This window comes from Enterobacter sp. CGMCC 5087, from assembly GCF_003144775.1.
Taxonomy (GTDB): domain Bacteria; phylum Pseudomonadota; class Gammaproteobacteria; order Enterobacterales; family Enterobacteriaceae; genus Enterobacter; species Enterobacter cloacae_M.
The window spans coordinates 1-17,196 of the sequence record NZ_QFXN01000040.1 but is presented as its reverse complement, the minus strand read 5'-3'; the positions used below and the strand labels follow the sequence as shown (position 1 = coordinate 17,196).

Below are 17,196 nucleotides of genomic sequence, written 5' to 3'. Positions count from 1 at the left end.
GAAGAAGTGGCCCGCGTTTACGGCTACAACAACATCCCTGACGAGCCTGTCCAGGCGGGTCTGGTAATGGGCACCCACCGTGAAGCCGACCTGTCCCTGAAGCGTGTGAAAACCATGCTGAACGACAAAGGCTACCAGGAAGTGATCACCTACAGCTTTGTTGATCCAAAGCTGCAGCAGCTGATCCACCCGGGTCAGGAGGCGCTGATCCTGCCAAGCCCAATCTCCAGCGAAATGTCCGCGATGCGTCTGTCTCTGTGGACGGGCCTGCTGGGCACTGTCGTTTATAACCAGAATCGCCAGCAAAACCGCGTGCGAATTTTCGAAAGCGGTTTGCGCTTTGTACCGGATAATCAGGCAAATTTAGGCATCCGTCAGGATCTCATGCTGGCTGGTGCCATCAGCGGCAACCGCTATGAAGAGCACTGGGACCTGGCAAAAGGCACGGTTGATTTCTACGATATGAAGGGCGATTTGGAAGCGATTCTGGATCTGACCGGTAAATTATCTGAAATTGAATTCCGCGCCGAAGCCATTCCGGCCCTGCATCCGGGCCAGAGCGCAGCCATCTATTTAGACGGTAAACGCGTTGGTTTTATTGGGGTTGTTCACCCTGAGCTGGAGCGTAAGCTGGACCTGAACGGCCGTACCATCGTGTTCGAGCTGGAATGGAACCCGGTGGCTGACCGCGTTATTCCTCAGGCTCAGGACGTCTCCCGCTTCCCGGCAAACCGCCGTGATATCGCGGTTGTGGTCGCGGAAAATGTGCCTGCAGCAGATATTTTGGCCGAATGTAAGAAAGTTGGCGTAAATCAGGTAGTTGGCGTAAACTTATTTGACGTGTACCGCGGCAAGGGCGTAGCAGAAGGTTTCAAGAGCCTCGCTATTAGCCTTATCCTTCAGGATACCAGCCGTACACTCGAAGAAGAGGAGATTGCCGCTACCGTCGCCAAATGTGTAGAGGCATTAAAAGAGCGATTCCAGGCATCATTGAGGGATTGAACCTATGGCGCTTACAAAAGCTGAAATGTCAGAATATCTGTTTGATAAGCTTGGGCTTAGCAAACGGGATGCCAAAGAGCTGGTAGAGCTGTTTTTCGAAGAGATCCGTCGTGCTCTGGAAAATGGTGAGCAGGTAAAACTCTCCGGTTTTGGCAATTTTGATTTGCGAGACAAAAACCAACGTCCGGGCCGCAACCCGAAGACGGGGGAAGATATTCCCATTACAGCCCGCCGCGTGGTGACCTTCAGACCCGGCCAGAAGTTAAAAAGCCGTGTCGAAAACGCAACGCCCAAAGCAGAGTAATATGAACTAACTAAAAAGGCCGCCCACGCGGCCTTTTTTCTTTGCGCTCTCCGGCAAACCCGCCGTAAAATCAATTACATCTCACGCTACTAAAACCGTACACATGCTTGATTATGCCCACCGCCAGCACCGTTCCGATAAGCGTCGCCTGTTTTTGCTGGTGCTGTTGCTCATTGTCGCCGCGGGCGTGAGCCTCTGCGCGGGCGACAGATGGATCGGGCCTGAAAGCTGGTGGGGGCCGGACGGGCAGCTCTTCGTCTGGCAAATTCGCCTGCCGCGCACCGTCGCGGTGGTTCTGGTCGGCGCCGCGCTGGCGCTGTGCGGCACCATAATGCAGGCGTTGTTTGATAACCCTCTGGCGGAGCCCGGGCTGCTCGGCGTGTCAAACGGCGCAGGCGTAGGCCTGATTGCGGCGGTAATGCTCGGCGGAGGAGAACTCTCCGGATGGAGTATTAGCCTGAGTGCTATCCTCGGCGCGCTGCTGATCACCGCGATCCTTCTTCGTTTCGCCAGACGGCACTTATCGACCAGCCGTCTGCTGCTTGCCGGCGTGGCGCTGGGGATAATTTGCAGCGCGCTGATGACCTGGGCGGTCTACTTCTCAACATCCTTTGACTTACGTCAGCTGATGTACTGGATGATGGGCGGCTTTGGAGGCGTTGACTGGCACCAGGGCTGGCTGATGGCGCTGCTGGTACCGGTTATCGTGTGGGCTGCCCTGCAGGCGCAGCCGCTGAATATGCTCGCGCTGGGTGAAACCTCTGCCCGTCAGCTCGGCATGCCGATTGGGTTATGGCGTAATGTGCTGGTAATAACCATTGGCTGGCTGGTCGGCGTCAGCGTGGCTCTGGCGGGCGCGATCGGCTTCATCGGGCTGGTTATTCCGCACATGCTGCGCCTGTGTGGCCTTACGGACCATCGGACCCTGCTTCCGGCCTCGGCGGTTGCCGGGGCCGTCACGCTGCTGGTGGCTGATATCATCGCCCGGCTTGCCCTGACGGCCGCAGAGCTGCCGATTGGCGTGGTGACCGCTACGCTGGGCGCGCCGGTATTTATCTGGCTACTATTAAAAGCTGGACGTTAAATCAACAAGCCGTAAGACAACCTGAGGGAATGCTATGCAGTCAGACATCCTGAATACTGAAGTGACCACCATTGATGGCGATAACACCACGCTGGAAGGCTACAAAGGCAACGTGCTGCTTATCGTCAACGTGGCATCCAAATGCGGCCTGACGCCGCAGTACGAGCAGCTGGAAAACATTCAGAAGGCCTGGGAGAAAGACGGTTTCACCGTGCTGGGCTTCCCGTGCAACCAGTTCCTGGGGCAGGAGCCGGGCAGCGAAGAGGAGATTAAAACCTTCTGCAGCACCACCTATGGCGTGACGTTCCCGATGTTCAGCAAAATCGATGTCAACGGTGAAGACCGCCATCCGCTGTATGCGAAGCTGATCGCTGCCGCGCCGAAGGCCGTTGCGCCGGAAGGAAGCGGTTTTTATGAACGCATGGCCAGCAAAGGCCGCGCACCGCTTTATCCGGACGATATCCTGTGGAATTTTGAAAAATTCCTGATTGGCCGCGACGGCCAGGTCGTTCAGCGTTTTTCGCCGGATATGACCCCTGAGGATCCGATCGTTATGGAATCGATCAAGCTGGCGCTGGCGAAATAATGTCGTTGCTGATGCAGCTCACGGACGTTGCCGAGCGGGGACGTCTGGAGCCGATAACCGGTACCATCAATGCGGGAGAAATCCTGCATCTTGTCGGGCCAAACGGTGCAGGGAAGAGCACGCTGCTGGCACGGATGGCAGGCATGACCGACGGAGAAGGGCAGATAACGCTGCTGGAGCATACGCTCGCCGACTGGTCGCCGGTCTCGCTGGCGCACCGGCGCAGTTACCTCGTGCAGCAGCAGGTGCCGCCCTTTGCGATGCCGGTCTGGCACTATCTGATGCTGCATTTGCACGACAAACAACAGACGGCACTGCTGATGGACGTTGCCGCGGCCCTGGGGCTGGAAGATAAACTGTCCCGGCATGCCAGCCAGCTTTCCGGCGGAGAGTGGCAGCGGGTGCGTCTGGCGGCGGTCATTCTTCAGATCCACCCGGCAGGTAATCCTCACGGGCGAATGCTGCTCCTCGATGAACCCATGAGCGGTCTGGACGTGGCGCAGCAGGCGGCACTGGATACGCTGTTAAGCACCCTGAGCCGAAAAGGTATCGCCGTGGTGATGAGCAGTCATGACCTCAATCACACCCTGCGTCATGCCCACCGGGTGTGGCTGCTGTCGCAGGGAAAGATGATAGCCAGCGGCGCGCGGGATCGGGTGCTTACGCCGCCCCATCTTGCCCGCGCGTACAACATGTCGTTCCGCAGGCTGGATATAGAGGGACATAAGATGCTGATTTCTACCGGGCAGACGTAACCGTTTCTTGCCTCTTAGCACAATTGCACGCTAAATTACGAAAAGAATAAAAAAAGCAGAGGATTCGTCTGAAAATGCGATTCTGGTTTATCCTGATGGCCACACTTTTTCTTGCGGGATGCAGTAGCCATCGTGCGCCGCCGCCTAACCCACGGCTTTCAGATTCGATCACCGTCATTGCCAGCCTTAACGATCAGCTGAGCAACTGGCGAGGCACGCCTTATCGCTACGGCGGAATGAGCCGCGGCGGCGTGGATTGCTCCGGCTTCGTGTTGATGACGTTTCGCGATAAGTTTGATTTACAGCTTCCGCGCGAAACGCGCAAACAGGCAGAAATAGGCACTGAAATTGATAAAGACGATCTTCTGCCCGGGGACCTGGTTTTCTTCAAAACCGGATCGGGTGAAAGCGGTCTTCATGTGGGGATATATGATACAGACAATCAGTTCATTCACGCCTCGACAAGCCGCGGCGTGATGCGCTCTTCTCTAGATAATGTTTACTGGCGTAAAAATTTCTGGCAGGCTCGACGTATATAGTCTTTGTCAGACACTTCTCTTATGACGGCATGGTATCTAATAAATCATGCCGTTTTTTCTCAAATAAGATGCTTAAAGTTAAATTTATCTAAAATTAGTGAATCCTGCATGTGTCTGTTTTATCTAAAACTGGCTATTATTCGACAACCAGGATAAAATTAATTTAGATTCAGGGATAAATCTGAAAATAAATACGGAACTAATGAAATTAATCTTATTAAAATCAAGACAGTGGAATTGTGTCGGCAATTGCTCCAGGATGTCCTCTCTCATCTTTAATGTGGAGCGAGTGCAATGATTATTACGCTAGATAATGCTTACCAGTCTGAACTGCTGCTTCTGCCTGCTCGTAATAGCGCAGGGGAGCTTAAAGGTTTAGAGGTTCTGGTTAACTTTACTGGCGTCGGCAGCGATGTGCGGATCCCCACTGAGCTTGTTATCCCTCGGCTTTCAGCAGCTGAAGAGTTAGTGCTGTTTAACGAAAAATTGCAATTGCTTGATACCTGTAAACTGTTTTTTATTCAGCATCAGTTAATTGCATGGATCAATATTACACCTGCAATAGTTGAATTTTTATTAAGTAATGGAAACGCTGTTTCAATTCTTGAGCGTTATCCGTTTCTTGAGTTTACTGTTAATGAGAATTATCCAGGTTTAAATAACGGCAAGGACGATCTGCAGCTGGCGAGAATGGCAATCCATTTCCCGTTGGTGCTGGCAAACTTTGGCGCAGGCGCCGCCTCGCTCAAAGCTGTCTATGATGGATTATTTAAACGGGTTATCCTCGATAAAGGATTCATTCAGCAGCGCGCACCGGAGCTCTCTTTTGAGCCCTTTATGCGCGCCATCCTCTGGCAAATCACACCGCACTGCCAGTCAGTGATCGTCTCGGGCATTGACGACCACGGCCTGTTGCAACGCGTATTGTCCTTCAATTTTGGCGCCATGCAGGGCGCACTCTGGCCAGCCGTCTCTGCGGAGCACGTTACATCGCTGGTTCAGCAGCGATAACCTTTGCTTTCGCCCGTGTTTAAGTCCGGGTAAACCCTCTACACTAAAAGCAGGAGGACCTATGACCCTGTCTTTTACTGCTCACTGGCATGACGAGTTGCCTGGCTTTTACACCGCACTCAAACCAACACCGTTACAAAATTCACGCCTTATCTGGCATAACGATTTGCTGGCAGAAGAGCTGGCCATTCCGCCTGAGCTGTTTCAGCCTTCAGAAGGCGCAGGCGTCTGGGGCGGTGAAACGCTTCTCGCCGGTATGCAGCCTCTGGCCCAGGTTTATAGCGGACATCAGTTTGGCGTCTGGGCGGGGCAGCTGGGCGACGGCAGGGGGATCCTGCTCGGCGAACAACGGCTCCCCAACGGGGAGCCGGTTGACTGGCACCTGAAAGGCGCGGGCCTTACTCCCTATTCGCGAATGGGCGACGGGCGCGCGGTGCTGCGTTCAACGATTCGCGAGTGCCTGGCGTCCGAAGCGATGCATGCCCTGGGAATCCCCACTACCCGAGCGCTGTCGATCGTGACCAGCGATACGCCGGTTGTGCGCGAAACGGTGGAAAAAGGGGCAATGCTGATGCGTATTGCGCAAAGCCATTTGCGCTTTGGTCATTTTGAGCACTTTTACTATCGCCGCGAGCCGGAAAAGGTGCGCCAGCTGGCAGACTTTGCCATTCGTCACCACTGGGCGCATTTGCAGGACGAAGCGGACAAATACGTTCTCTGGTTCAGGGATGTGGTTGCCCGTACCGCAAGCCTGATTGCCCGCTGGCAAACGGTGGGCTTTGCGCATGGCGTCATGAATACGGACAACATGTCGATCCTCGGGCTGACCTTTGATTACGGTCCGTTTGGTTTCCTGGACGATTATCAGCCTGGCTATATCTGCAACCACTCCGACTATCAGGGACGTTACAGCTTTGATAATCAGCCCGCGGTTGGCCTGTGGAACCTGCAGCGGCTTGCGCAAACCCTGTCGCCGTTCATCGACGTAGATGCCCTCAATGATGCGCTCGACAACTATCAGGATATATTGCTGCGAGAATACGGCTCGCTGATGCGCAACAAGCTGGGGCTGATGACGCAGGAGAGGGGCGATAACGACATCCTCAATAGCCTGTTTGCCCTCATGGCGCGCGAGGGCAGCGATTACACGCGCACCTTCCGGATGCTAGGACAGACGGAGCAGCACAGCGCCGCCTCGCCGCTGCGCGATGAGTTTATTGACAGACAGGCGTTTGACGACTGGTTTGCATCGTACCGCGCGCGGCTGCGGCAGGAACATGTGGATGACGCGACTCGCCAGACGCAGATGAACGCGACGAACCCCGCAATGGTGTTGCGCAACTGGCTGGCGCAGCGGGCGATTGAACAGGCAGAGCAGGGTGAATACGACGAGCTACACCGCCTGCATGTGGCGCTGCGCACGCCGTTTGCCGACCGGGATGATGACTACGTCAGCCGCCCGCCTGACTGGGGCAAGCGGCTGGAGGTCAGCTGCTCAAGTTAGAGATTTTGCCGGGTGGCGGCGTCGCTTTACCCGGCAAAAATTACTGCGCAATCCAGCCGCCATCCATATTCCACGCGGCGCCACGAACGTTCACGGCGCCATCGCTGCATAAAAACAGCGCCAGTTCACCCAGATGCTCCGGAGTGACAAACTCGCCCGAAGGCTGTTTCTCTGCCAGAAGCCGATCGCGAGCCTGCTCCGGCGGCACGCCCTCAGCGATACGTTTGTCGATTTGCTGTTGCACCAGCGGCGTCAGTACCCAGCCGGGGCAGATGGTGTTGGCGGTAATACCGGTGCGCGCGGTTTCCAGCGCCAGCGATTTCGTAAAGCCCACTACGCCATGCTTGGCGGCCACGTAGGCTGACTTCTCTTTTGACGCGACCAGCCCGTGAACGGAGGCGATATTGATGATGCGCCCCCAGTTTTTCTCGCGCATGGAAGGCAGCGCCAGCCGGCTGGTGTGAAACACCGACGAGAGATTAATGGCGATAATGTCGTTCCATTTCTCCACCGGAAACGCATCAACCGGGGCGACATGCTGTATCCCGGCGTTGTTGACAAGAATGTCCACGCCGCCAAACTGCGATTCGGCGTAGCGCATCATGTCTTCAATTTGCAGCACGTCACGCAGATCCGCATCGTGATAGCCCGGCTTTTTGCCCAGCTGCGCAATCTCTTCTCTTGCTGATTCGCTGTCGCCGAAACCGTTGAGGATCAGCTGCGCCCCGGCCTTCGCCAGCACGCGGGCGATCCCAAGTCCAATGCCGCTGGTCGAGCCCGTCACCAGCGCGGTCTTACCGTTCAGATTCATCTTTTTCTCCTTACACAATGCCGGTCAGATAGAACACGGCAATGACAAAAAGCACTGCCAGACTTTTAATGAGGGTGATAGCGAAAATGCCGCCGTAGGCCTGACGATGGCTCAGGCCGGTAATCGCCAGCAGGGTAATCACCGCGCCGTTATGGGGCAACGTATCCATCCCGCCGCTCGCCATAGAGGCCACGCGGTGCAGCACCTCAAGAGGGATATTGGCGGCGTGGGCGGCGGCGACAAACGAGTCGGACATGGCGGCGAGGGCAATACTCATCCCGCCCGACGCCGAGCCGGTGATCCCCGCAAGCACCGTCACGCTGATGGCCTCATTCAGCAGCGGATTGGGGATGGCCGCCAGCGCTTTGGATAACACCAGGAACCCGGGCAGGGCGGCGATCACCGCGCCGAAACCGTATTCCGAGGCGGTATTCATCGCCGCCAGAATGGCACCGCTCACCGCGGTCCGGCTGCCTTCAGCCAGACGCCCCCGGATATTGCGAAAGCCAAAAATCAGCACCAGCACGATACCGGAGATCAGCGCCGCCTCGACGGCCCAGATGGCGGTGATCTTGCCCACCTCGGTCACAATAGGTTTCGCCAGGCCTGGCAGAGTCAGCTCGTGGGTCGTGCCGTACCAGACGGGGATCCAGCGGGTAAACAGCAGGTTCAGTATGCCCACCACAAGCAGCGGGGAGATAGCAATCAGCGGGTGCGGAAGGTTAATGTTATCCGGCGTCTCGGGTTCATTTTTCAGATCCGTGCCGTAGCCCTCGTTGTTATTGAACGCCTTACGACGCTGGCGCTCCAGCCAGAGCAGGCCAAAGATGATAATAAACAGAGAGCCGATAAGCCCCAGCCACGGCGCTGCCCAGGCGTTCGTGCCAAAGAAGCTGGTGGGGATGATATTCTGGATCTGCGGCGTGCCGGGCAGGGCGTCCATGGTAAACGAAAACGCCCCCAGCGCCACGGTGGCCGGGATCAGCCGCTTAGGGATGCCGCTCTGGCGGAACAGCTCCGCGGCAAAAGGGTAAACCGCAAACGCCACCACGAACAGCGACACGCCGCCGTAGGTTAACAGCGCGCACACCAGGACGATCACCGGAATAGCGTGGCGACGACCGAGGATCTGAATCGCGGCGGCGACGATGGAGCGTGAGAAACCGGAAAGCTCAATCAGCTTGCCGAAAACGGCCCCCAGCAGGAACACCGGGAAGTAGAGCTTAACAAAGCCGACCATCTTTTCCATAAACAGACCGGTAAACGTCGGGCCGACGGCACCCGGATCGGTCAGCAGCACGGCGCCGAGCGCCGCAATCGGCGCAAACAAAATAACGCTGTATCCGCGATAGGCCGCCAGCATCAGCAGCGCCAGCGCCGCCAGGGCAATTAACACACTCATTACGACTCCTCACTTTAATTATTATTCGGGTATCAACGAGATGCTTAACGCTCGACGGTCAGAGCAATGCCTTGCCCGCCGCCCACGCACAGGGTGACGAGCCCTTTTTTGACGTCACGGCGCTGCATTTCGTACAGCAGCGTCACGAGGATGCGGCAGCCGGAGGCGCCAATCGGATGACCCAGGGCGATAGCGCCGCCGTTAACGTTCACCCTACGCTCATCCCAGCCGAGCTGCTTGCCCACCGCCAGCGCCTGGGCGGCAAAGGCTTCATTGGCTTCAATAAGGTCCACGTCATCGAGCGTCCAGCCCGCCCGCGCCAGCGCCGTCCGGCAGGCGCTGACCGGTCCGATGCCCATTACCGACGGGTCAACGCCCGTCACGGCGTAGCTCACGATGCGACCGAGGATCGGCAAACCGCTCTCCCGCGCCTTTTCGCCGCTCATCAGCAGCACCGCGGCGGCACCGTCGTTGAGCGTTGACGCATTTCCGGCCGTGACCGTGCCTTCCGCCTGCAGAAAGGCGGGGCGCAGCTGCGCCAGCTGCTCAGCGGTGGTGCCAGGCCGGGGCTGTTCGTCACGGCTGACGATAAGCGGCGGTTTTTTGCCCTGTTTTACCGTCACCGGCGCTATCTCGGCGTCAAAGCGACCCGCTTCGATGGCAAAGGCCGCTTTGTGCTGCGACCGGGCGGCGAAGGCGTCCTGCTGCTCGCGGGAAATGGCATTCTCCCGTGCGACGTTTTCAGCGGTGATCCCCATGTGGTAATCGTTGAACGCGTCCCACAGGCCGTCAGTAATCATGCTGTCCTGCAGGCCCGTATGGCCAAAACGCAGCCCTGAACGCGCGCCGTCCAGCAGATAGGGGGCGTTGCTCATGCTCTCCTGACCGCCAGCGATAGCCACGTCCGCGTCGCCGCAGCGGATCGCCTGCGCGGCGAGCTGCACCGCTTTTAGGCCCGCGCCGCACACCAGATTGACCGTTGTCGCCGGCGTGCTGACGGGTAATCCGGCGTTGATGGCCGTCTGACGCGCCGGGTTTTGCCCGCATCCCGCCGTCAGCACCTGTCCGAAAATCACCTCATCGACCGCTTCAGCAGGAAGACCGCTTTTTTCAAGCAGACGACGTACCGCGACGGCACCCAGATCAGCCGCAGAGAGGGGGGCGAGCGATCCGCGAAAACTGCCAATGGGGGTTCGCGTCGCCCCGACAATCATGACCTCTTTCATCGTGAGTCCTCAGTTGAAGCGCATCTCGCGAACGTCGTCCGCCACAATCATTTTCCCGGCCGTCTTAGCCGCAATTTCGTCGATGCTGACGCCGGGGGCGTATTCCCGCAGGATGAACGCGCCGTCCTCGATCTCCAGCAGTGCGAGGTCGGTTAAGACCCGACGGATACAGCCCGCGCCCGTGAGCGGCAGCGTGCAGCGCGGCAGCAGCTTTGATTCACCGCTTTTAGACGCGTGGGTCATCACCACAATGATGTTCCGCGCCCCGGCGACGAGATCCATCGCGCCGCCCATGCCCTTCACCATCTTTCCGGGGATCATCCACGAGGCGATATTGCCCTCGACGTCCACTTCAAACGCGCCCAGCACGGTCAGATCCACATGACCGCCGCGGATCATGGCAAACGACTGGGCCGAGTCGAAAATGGCCGCGCCGGTGCGCGCGGTTACGGTCTGTTTACCGGCGTTGATCATGTCGGCGTCAAGGCTCCGCTCGTCAGGAAAAGCCCCCATCCCCAGCAGCCCGTTTTCGGACTGAAGCATCACGTCCATCCCGTCCGGAATGTAGTTCGCCACCAGAGTAGGGATGCCGATCCCCAGGTTGACGTAATACCCGTCGCGCAGCTCGCGGGCGACGCGCATGGCCATCTGTTCACGGGTTAACATCGTCAGACTCCTTCCGCGCGCAGGGTGCGCTGTTCAATGCGTTTTTCAAACTGGCCGACAATCAGCCTGTCGACGTAAATTCCCGGGGTATGAATGGCCGACGGGGGCAGCTCACCCGGGGGAACTATCTCTTCCACCTCGACGACCGTTATCCGGCCCGCCGTTGCCATCAGCGGATTGAAATTTTGCGCGGTATGGCGATAGACAACGTTGCCGTACCAGTCCGCTTTCCAGCCCTTAATGAGCGCGAAATCACCGGTAATCGCCTCCTCGAGGATGTAGTGCTTTCCCGCAAACTGGCGCACGTCTTTGCCGACAGCCACGGGCGTGCCGTAGCCGGTGGCCGTGTAAAATGCCGGAATGCCCGCGCCGCCCGCGCGCACCTTTTCCGCCAGCGTGCCCTGAGGCGTGAGTTCAATCTCCAGTTCGCCGCTCAGCACCTGCCGCTCGAACAGGGCGTTCTCGCCGACGTAAGAGGCCACCACTTTGCGAACCTGCCGCGTTTCGAGCAGTATTCCGAGACCGAAACCGTCCACGCCGCAGTTGTTTGATACCACCGTCAGATCTTTCACCTGACGGCGTCTGACTTCTGCAATCAGGTTCTCCGGAATACCGCACAGGCCGAAGCCGCCCGCCAGCAAGGTCATTCCGTCCGTCAGCCCATCCAGCGCCTGCGCATAGCTGCCGACGCGCTTATCCAGTCCCGCCATAGTCATCCCTCCCGTTATCCGTGCCGGTATCATTAGGGGCGGCGACTCATTTGTTAATTTTGAATTTGTGACCCACTCATTTGGTTTTTTTATTAATTTCCTGTTAACTAAATTTTTTCAATTAGTTAACAGGATGGAAAATGAGAATGAGTGTCAAACAGTTACGCGCGTTTTTAGCGGTAGCTCACACTCTCAATTTCGCGCACGCCAGCGAACGGCTGAATCTTTCCCAGCCGGCCCTGAGCCTGACGATTAAAGCGCTGGAGGATGCGCTCGGCGGGCCGCTGCTGCAGCGGAGCACGCGCAAGGTCGCGCTGACGCAGGAGGGAGAGACGTTTTTGCCGATGGCGCGCCAGCTGCTTGCCGACTGGGATAACGTCGAAGAGGCGATGCACCAGTGCTTTACCCTGCAGCGCGGTAAAATCTCGGTCGCGGCCATGCCGTCGTTTGCCGCGAATGTCCTGCCCGAGGTGCTAAAAGCGTTTCGCGATCGTCATGCCGGGATCAACGTCACCGTGCATGATGTCATTAACGAGCAGGTGATAGAGATGGTGCGGGAAGGGCGGGTCGAGATGGGCATCGCCTTTGAGCCCGCGCCAACGCACAACCTGCTGTTTACTCCGCTGGGCCTCGACAGGTTTGTTGCCATTGTGCCGAAGGATTCCTCGCTGGCAGGCAAGAAGCGCCTGTCATGGGAAGATCTGCTGACGCTGGATTTCATCACCCTGCAGCGCCCGTCGGCGGTACGTCTGATGATGGAGGAGGAGCTGGCGCGAAGCGGCAGAAAGCTGGACGTGGCGCTGGAGAGTCATCAGCTGGTGACGGTCGGGCGAATGGTCGCGAGCGGGCTGGGCGGCAGTGCCGTCCCGGCGCTCTGCGAGGCGCAGATGACGGCGCTGGGCGCGGTCTGTATCCCGCTGGATAACCCGCCTATTGAAAAGTGCATCGGGGCGATCCATCCAGGGCATACACAGCTCTCTAAGGCGGCGCATGCCCTGCTGGAAACGCTGAAGGATTTTTACCAGCCCAATCAGGGGGCAAGAAACACCTGCGGCGCGGCGTGAGCCGGATGCCTGCCGACGATAACCTGCGCGCCGTACCAGCGTGCCAGCGCGTCGTCCTGCAAAACGGCTTCCGGTGCTCCCTGGGACACGATTGTGCCGCCATGCAGCAGCAGGATGCGGTCCGCCCATAGCGCCGCCAGATTAAGGTCGTGCAGCACCGCGCACACGTGCAGATGACCCCGACGGGTCAGGGATTTCAGCAGGCGCAGCAGATGTTGCTGGTGGTAGAGATCCAGCGCAGACGTCGGTTCATCAAGGAACAGCCAGCCGCGCGGCGCGCCTTCGCACCAGAGCTGAGCCAGCGCTCGGGCGAGCTGAACGCGCTGCTGCTCGCCGCCGGAGAGCGCGGCAAACTGCCTGCCCGCCAGCGGTAAACAGCCGGTGACGTCCATGACCTCCTCAATAACCGACGCTTCGGGCGTGCGGGTCCAGGGCGCTCGCCCCATACCGACGACCGCCTCAACCGGCCAGTCAAATCCGATCTGCGTGTTCTGGCGCATTACCGCCCGGTAGCGGGAGAGCCTGTTCGGCTGCCAGGCCGCAAGCGATGTGCCCGCCAGGCTGCACCGTCCGCCCGCAGGTTTAAGGTAGCCGGTCAGCAGCCGCAACAGCGTTGATTTCCCGGCGCCGTTGGGGCCAATCAGCGCCACCAGCTCGCCCTGAGATAAGGTCAGCGACACGTCGTTAATCAGCGTGCGTTGCCCGGCGCGAAAAACAAGGTTTTCAGCACAATAGCGTTCAGCCATGCGCACCTCCGCGACGAAAGATAAGCCACAGAAACCACGGCGCGCCGAGAAGGCTGGTCAGTAAGCCGACCGGCATTTCCGCCGGGGCGACCAGGCTGCGCGCCAGCGTATCGGCAACCAGCAGGAGCAACGCGCCGGCCAGCACCGAGCCGGGGAGCACGGCCCGGTGGTCGGCTCCCAGCCACATGCGCACCAGGTGCGGCACCACCAGGCCGACAAAGCCGATCACGCCGCTGACCGCAACGGCGGCGGCCACCAGCAGGGCGCTGCACAACAGCAGGATCCGCTGCACGGCGGCAACCTCCACGCCGAGGTAATGTGCCTCTTCGTCGCCCAGCTGCAGCAGGTTGAGGACGCCTGCCAGACGCCAGATCGCGAGCGCGGTGGGAACCATCAGCGACGCGACGGCCAGCAGCGTTGACCACTGCGCCTGGCCGAGGCTGCCCATTCCCCAGAGCGAAAGCTGGCGAAGCTGGGCATCATTGCTGAGCCATGACAGCACCCCGACGGCCGCGCCGCACAGGGCGTTGATGGCAATTCCCACCAGCAGCAGGCGCGACAGGGAAGCGTCACGCTGTCGGCTGAGCAGGAAAATCACGAAGGTGGCGGCCAGCGCGCCGAGAAACGCCGCCAGCATCGGGGCATACAGCATCACCAGTGCAGGCAGCGAGAGCGGAAGAACCACCCACAGCGCAACGGCGAGCGCCGCGCCGCTGCTGATGCCGAGCAGTCCCGGGTCCGCCAGCGGATTTCGAAACAGCCCCTGCATCACGCAGCCCGCCAGCGCCAGTGAACCGCCGATAGCCAGCGCCAGCAGCACGCGAGGCAGGCGGATCGTCAGCCAGATTTGACGCAGCGCCTCGTCGGTGCCGTTCCACAGCAGGCTGATCGGCAGGCGTAATGCCCCAACCCCGGTCGCTGCGAGGGTCATGACGGTCAGGATCGCGGTCAGCATCCATAACGATAAGGCTATCCGCCGGGACATCAGGGCAGTTGCTCCGCTTTGGCACGCAGCTGCTGGATGGCTTCCGGCGTTCGCACGCTGAAGCCCAGCAGCGCCATATCGTCAATCGCCAGCACCTGCTTGTTCCGTCCCGCCGGGGTTTGCGCCAGGCCGGGCAGCGTCCACAGATTTGCTTCACCGCCCAGGGCGTTGAGACCGTCCTGAGAAATCACCACCAGATCGGGTCGGCTGGCGATCGTGCCTTCCTGAGACAGCGGCTGATAGCGGGTAAACCCCTGCATCGCGTTCTGCAGTCCCGCCGCACGAATGGCCGCATCCGCGCCGGTCTGTTGTCCGGCGGCCATGGCGGTCATCCCGCCGTGGTTGAGAATAAACAGCACCCGCTTATTGAGCGGCGACGCGGGAAGCGCCGACAGCGCCTGGCGCAGGGTGCTGCGCAGGACCTCCCCCTCGGCCTCGCGGTGCGTCGCTTCAGCGACGATCCGCACCTTTTCGTCAATGACGTTCAGGTCGTTACCGGCAGGAACAGCGATCACCCTGACGTGGCTTTGCTCAACCTGCTTTAGCGCCAGAGACGGCTGCGCCTGAGCGCTGGCCAGCACCAGCGTGGGGCGCATGGACAAGATCCCTTCCGCATTGAGCTGGCGCAGATAGCCCACGTCAGGCAGTGAATTCGCCGCCTGCGGCCACTGGCTGGTGCTGTCGCGGGCCACCAGCGAGGACGCCGCGCCGAGAGCGTAGACAATCTCGGTGACGTCGCCGCCGAGGGTAACAATTTTCTCCTGCGGCGCAGCAAGCGCCAGCAGGGGCAGGGCGCTGAGCAGGGCAAGCCACCGTTTCATGCGGCCAGCCCTTTCGCCGTTAAGGCGTCAATCTGGCTGCGCCACTGGCTCTGCTCCGGTTCGCCTTCCGTACGCTGGCCGTACAGCTGGGCGATTTGCGTTCCGTCGGCGGCAAACAGCTCCAGGCTGGTGACATGCCCGTCAGCCGTCGGCTTGCGCGTGACCCACGTTTCCGCAATGGATCCTTCAAGCAGATGCAGGGTAAAGGTTGGGTTAAAGACGTTCAGCCAGCCTTTCATTGGCACCAGCTTTTCCACCGCGCCGGTGAAGATCTGCACGCAGCCGCGGTTGCCGACGAAGACCATGATTTCGTTACCGTCCCGACGCGCCGTCTCCAGGAGCTGCGCCAGCGCGGTGTTTTCTACCCGGCAGGCCAGATCGTCACCCACCAGGCGAAACGCCTGCTGGCGGCTGAGGTTATGGCGCTTGAGCAGGCTGAAGAACTGATGAACGTCGGTCATGGCGCGCCACTCGCTATCCACGAGAGCAGCATTTGCGTTTTCTGCATGAGCCGGGGCATCGGCCATCTTCAACGTCAGCGGAGGATTCTCGGCAAAGATAAAGCGGGTCAGCACGTCGCCCCAGGCGGAAACGTCGGTGTTATCCGTGGCATAGACCTTCAGCAGGGCATCGCCCTGGTGGTCGAAGAACTGAATGCTCTGCCGCTCGCCGCGGGCGGTGGCTTCACTGATGTGAAACGCGCTCGCCCACTGGTTGAGGAACAGGCGCAGATCCAGCGCGCGCGGGTTCAGCACCAGCCCGGCGTGGCCGTTCAGGTGCTGGTTGGTAAATCTCCCGACCTGCTCGTGTACGGCGTATTCGTTGCGGCAGATACATTTGGTTTCGCCCACCGCCTCCAGCGCGCCCAGGATCTCGCGGATTTCACCGCGCAGTCGCCAGGCGTCGTGACCTACGCGGGCAAAGGTCAGCTCTGCTTCACTGATGTTCATTAACCCCGCGACGTCGCGCGCGTACATACCCGGATTGGCTTCTTTTAGCTCAAGCCAGCGCGTGTAGTGATTCATTGTCTCTTCCTTCTGAATAGTTGCCCCGAAGGGAATTACCACTGATAGCTTACGAAAATCTTACCGTTACGACCGTCCTGCGGAATGCCCTGAGGTGACCAGTACGCTTTGTCAAAGGCGTTGCCCAGCACCAGCGTGGTGGTCACGCCTTTGAGCCGCTCCTGGCCTTTGTAGCTCACGTAGAAATCGTTGACCGCATAGCCCGGCTGCTTGCTGTAGCTGCTGCTGATATGCGTTGAGCGATCGACAAAAGTACCGATCCAGCCGACGGAGAACCCGCTTTGCGCCACCGGGATATCCAGCTTGCTGGTGACGGTGTCCGGGTTAATGCTGGAGATGTACTCGCCCGTATCGGTGTCTTTCCCGCGCGTGCGGTTGTAGGCCAGATCGAGGCTGAAGAGATCGGCCGAATATTTTGCCATCATATCCCAACCCCAGATTTTGGCATTCGGGACGTTGTACGACATGGTGGTCGCGGCGGCAAAATCGACGGTGGTGGAGATATAGTCTTTGGCTTTGGTATCGAAATAGCTGGCTTTAAACTCCAGCGCATCGTTGGCAAGCATCAGATCGTCAAAGCGCAGGCCAAAACCAAACTCCTGCGTTTCGTTGGTTTCCGGGCGCAGGTTCGGGTTTGGCACCCAGTAGTTGGTATAAAAGCGGCCAATGGAGAAGTGTTTGGCGTCGTTATACATTTCGCCCATGGTCGGCGCGCGGAAGGCCTGCGCGTAAGAGCCAAACAGCATCAGCCAGTCGGTTGGGCTGACGGTTAACCCGGCGCGGGATGACCACTTATCGGCATCCACATCTTTGTAGCCGTCGCTGCTGCCGCGGTAGTTGTCATAGCGCGTGCCGCCCAGCAGGGTAACAGGCAGATCGCGCAGGGTGATCTCATCCTGTAGCCAGCCGGAGCTGAAGTCGATTTTCGCGTCTGGGAAGCCGGTGGTTGCCCCGC

General features: G+C 59.2%; 19 protein-coding genes. 9 read left to right on the top strand and 10 right to left on the bottom strand.

Features of this window, described 5'->3' with window-relative positions; genetic code table 11:
- From DEO48_RS03780 to selO, 8 genes are all read left to right on the top strand, one after another.
- Nucleotides 1-1,002: phenylalanine--tRNA ligase subunit beta (locus DEO48_RS03780; protein WP_146198234.1), on the top strand; the 1,002-nt coding region annotated here is incomplete at its 5' end.
- Between the two features lie 4 nt (nt 1,003-1,006).
- On the top strand, nt 1,007-1,306 hold the full coding sequence (gene ihfA, locus DEO48_RS03775) for an integration host factor subunit alpha (RefSeq protein WP_003857805.1): 300 nt from the start codon (nt 1,007-1,009) through the stop codon (nt 1,304-1,306).
- Nucleotides 1,307-1,409: 103 nt separating this feature from the next.
- Nucleotides 1,410-2,390, top strand: coding sequence for a vitamin B12 ABC transporter permease BtuC (btuC, locus tag DEO48_RS03770; protein WP_109844410.1), 981 nt, complete (start codon nt 1,410-1,412; stop codon nt 2,388-2,390).
- A gap of 34 nt (nt 2,391-2,424) precedes the next feature.
- On the top strand, nt 2,425-2,976 hold the full coding sequence (locus DEO48_RS03765; RefSeq protein ID WP_023311298.1) for a glutathione peroxidase: 552 nt from the start codon (nt 2,425-2,427) through the stop codon (nt 2,974-2,976).
- Nucleotides 2,976-3,731, top strand: a complete 756-nt coding sequence (gene btuD, locus DEO48_RS03760) for a vitamin B12 ABC transporter ATP-binding protein BtuD (protein ID WP_109844409.1) — start codon at nt 2,976-2,978, stop codon at nt 3,729-3,731. The genes DEO48_RS03765 and btuD overlap by 1 nt, the downstream gene beginning before the upstream one ends.
- 74 nt (nt 3,732-3,805) lie before the next feature.
- Nucleotides 3,806-4,270, top strand: coding sequence for a C40 family peptidase (locus DEO48_RS03755; protein ID WP_109844408.1), 465 nt, complete (start codon nt 3,806-3,808; stop codon nt 4,268-4,270).
- A 294-nt stretch (nt 4,271-4,564) separates the two neighbouring features.
- Nucleotides 4,565-5,281 carry an EAL domain-containing protein gene (locus DEO48_RS03750; protein ID WP_032657851.1) on the top strand — a complete coding sequence of 239 codons (717 nt, stop codon included), beginning with the start codon at nt 4,565-4,567 and terminating at the stop codon, nt 5,279-5,281.
- Between the two features lie 61 nt (nt 5,282-5,342).
- Nucleotides 5,343-6,785 (top strand): protein adenylyltransferase SelO, encoded by a 1,443-nt coding sequence (selO, locus tag DEO48_RS03745; RefSeq protein ID WP_109844407.1) that lies wholly within the window; start codon nt 5,343-5,345, stop codon nt 6,783-6,785.
- A gap of 40 nt (nt 6,786-6,825) precedes the next feature.
- Here the strand turns inward: selO and DEO48_RS03740 are convergent, their stop codons facing one another.
- Genes DEO48_RS03740 through DEO48_RS03720 form a run of 5 tightly spaced genes read right to left on the bottom strand, consistent with a single transcriptional unit; the run spans nt 6,826 to nt 11,600 of the window.
- A complete protein-coding gene (locus tag DEO48_RS03740; RefSeq protein ID WP_109844406.1) occupies nt 6,826-7,596 on the bottom strand; it encodes a 3-hydroxybutyrate dehydrogenase in 771 nt (256 codons plus the stop codon).
- 10 nt (nt 7,597-7,606) lie between these two features.
- Entirely contained in the window at nt 7,607-8,998 is a 1,392-nt protein-coding gene (locus DEO48_RS03735; protein WP_109844405.1) for a GntP family permease, read from the bottom strand.
- A gap of 44 nt (nt 8,999-9,042) precedes the next feature.
- Entirely contained in the window at nt 9,043-10,224 is a 1,182-nt protein-coding gene (locus DEO48_RS03730) for an acetyl-CoA C-acetyltransferase (RefSeq protein WP_109844404.1), read from the bottom strand.
- Nucleotides 10,225-10,233: 9 nt separating this feature from the next.
- Entirely contained in the window at nt 10,234-10,890 is a 657-nt protein-coding gene (locus DEO48_RS03725) for a CoA transferase subunit B (protein ID WP_045353744.1), read from the bottom strand.
- A gap of 2 nt (nt 10,891-10,892) precedes the next feature.
- Nucleotides 10,893-11,600: a CoA transferase subunit A gene (locus DEO48_RS03720; RefSeq protein ID WP_109844403.1), complete on the bottom strand. Its 708-nt coding sequence runs from the start codon at nt 11,598-11,600 to the stop codon at nt 10,893-10,895.
- 140 nt (nt 11,601-11,740) lie between these two features.
- Here DEO48_RS03720 and DEO48_RS03715 point away from each other — a divergent pair, with 140 nt between their 5' ends.
- The gene (locus tag DEO48_RS03715) at nt 11,741-12,664 is read left to right on the top strand and encodes a LysR family transcriptional regulator (protein WP_045353748.1); all 924 of its coding nucleotides are present in this window, start codon (nt 11,741-11,743) and stop codon (nt 12,662-12,664) included.
- Here DEO48_RS03715 and DEO48_RS03710 read toward each other — a convergent pair.
- The 5 genes from DEO48_RS03710 to DEO48_RS03690 form a co-directional block, all read right to left on the bottom strand.
- On the bottom strand, nt 12,631-13,410 hold the full coding sequence (locus tag DEO48_RS03710) for a heme ABC transporter ATP-binding protein (RefSeq protein WP_109844402.1): 780 nt from the start codon (nt 13,408-13,410) through the stop codon (nt 12,631-12,633). The two genes, DEO48_RS03715 and DEO48_RS03710, sit on opposite strands and share 34 nt — an antisense overlap.
- Complete coding sequence (locus DEO48_RS03705; protein ID WP_109844401.1) at nt 13,403-14,395, bottom strand: iron ABC transporter permease; 993 nt, start codon at nt 14,393-14,395, stop codon at nt 13,403-13,405. Before DEO48_RS03705 ends, DEO48_RS03710 begins: the two co-directional genes overlap by 8 nt.
- The gene (locus DEO48_RS03700; RefSeq protein ID WP_109844400.1) at nt 14,395-15,216 is read right to left on the bottom strand and encodes a hemin ABC transporter substrate-binding protein; all 822 of its coding nucleotides are present in this window, start codon (nt 15,214-15,216) and stop codon (nt 14,395-14,397) included. Before DEO48_RS03700 ends, DEO48_RS03705 begins: the two co-directional genes overlap by 1 nt.
- Nucleotides 15,213-16,241: a hematinate-forming heme oxygenase ChuS gene (chuS, locus tag DEO48_RS03695; RefSeq protein ID WP_109844399.1), complete on the bottom strand. Its 1,029-nt coding sequence runs from the start codon at nt 16,239-16,241 to the stop codon at nt 15,213-15,215. The genes DEO48_RS03700 and chuS overlap by 4 nt, the downstream gene beginning before the upstream one ends.
- A gap of 35 nt (nt 16,242-16,276) precedes the next feature.
- Nucleotides 16,277-17,196: TonB-dependent receptor domain-containing protein (locus DEO48_RS03690; protein WP_146198233.1), on the bottom strand; the 920-nt coding region annotated here is incomplete at its 5' end.

Excerpts from the sequence above, each read along its gene's own strand:
- ihfA (WP_003857805.1), top strand. The coding sequence starts at position 1,007 with ATGGCGCTTACAAAAGCTGAAATGTCAGAATATCTGTTTGATAAGCTT.
- btuC (WP_109844410.1), top strand. The coding sequence starts at position 1,410 with ATGCTTGATTATGCCCACCGCCAGCACCGTTCCGATAAGCGTCGCCTG.
- DEO48_RS03765 (WP_023311298.1), top strand. The coding sequence starts at position 2,425 with ATGCAGTCAGACATCCTGAATACTGAAGTGACCACCATTGATGGCGAT.
- btuD (WP_109844409.1), top strand. The coding sequence starts at position 2,976 with ATGTCGTTGCTGATGCAGCTCACGGACGTTGCCGAGCGGGGACGTCTG.
- DEO48_RS03755 (WP_109844408.1), top strand. The coding sequence starts at position 3,806 with ATGCGATTCTGGTTTATCCTGATGGCCACACTTTTTCTTGCGGGATGC.
- DEO48_RS03750 (WP_032657851.1), top strand. The coding sequence starts at position 4,565 with ATGATTATTACGCTAGATAATGCTTACCAGTCTGAACTGCTGCTTCTG.
- selO (WP_109844407.1), top strand. The coding sequence starts at position 5,343 with ATGACCCTGTCTTTTACTGCTCACTGGCATGACGAGTTGCCTGGCTTT.
- DEO48_RS03740 (WP_109844406.1), bottom strand. The coding sequence starts at position 7,596 with ATGAATCTGAACGGTAAGACCGCGCTGGTGACGGGCTCGACCAGCGGC.
- DEO48_RS03735 (WP_109844405.1), bottom strand. The coding sequence starts at position 8,998 with ATGAGTGTGTTAATTGCCCTGGCGGCGCTGGCGCTGCTGATGCTGGCG.
- DEO48_RS03730 (WP_109844404.1), bottom strand. The coding sequence starts at position 10,224 with ATGAAAGAGGTCATGATTGTCGGGGCGACGCGAACCCCCATTGGCAGT.
- DEO48_RS03725 (WP_045353744.1), bottom strand. The coding sequence starts at position 10,890 with ATGTTAACCCGTGAACAGATGGCCATGCGCGTCGCCCGCGAGCTGCGC.
- DEO48_RS03720 (WP_109844403.1), bottom strand. The coding sequence starts at position 11,600 with ATGGCGGGACTGGATAAGCGCGTCGGCAGCTATGCGCAGGCGCTGGAT.
- DEO48_RS03715 (WP_045353748.1), top strand. The coding sequence starts at position 11,741 with ATGAGAATGAGTGTCAAACAGTTACGCGCGTTTTTAGCGGTAGCTCAC.
- DEO48_RS03710 (WP_109844402.1), bottom strand. The coding sequence starts at position 13,410 with ATGGCTGAACGCTATTGTGCTGAAAACCTTGTTTTTCGCGCCGGGCAA.
- DEO48_RS03705 (WP_109844401.1), bottom strand. The coding sequence starts at position 14,395 with ATGTCCCGGCGGATAGCCTTATCGTTATGGATGCTGACCGCGATCCTG.
- DEO48_RS03700 (WP_109844400.1), bottom strand. The coding sequence starts at position 15,216 with ATGAAACGGTGGCTTGCCCTGCTCAGCGCCCTGCCCCTGCTGGCGCTT.
- chuS (WP_109844399.1), bottom strand. The coding sequence starts at position 16,241 with ATGAATCACTACACGCGCTGGCTTGAGCTAAAAGAAGCCAATCCGGGT.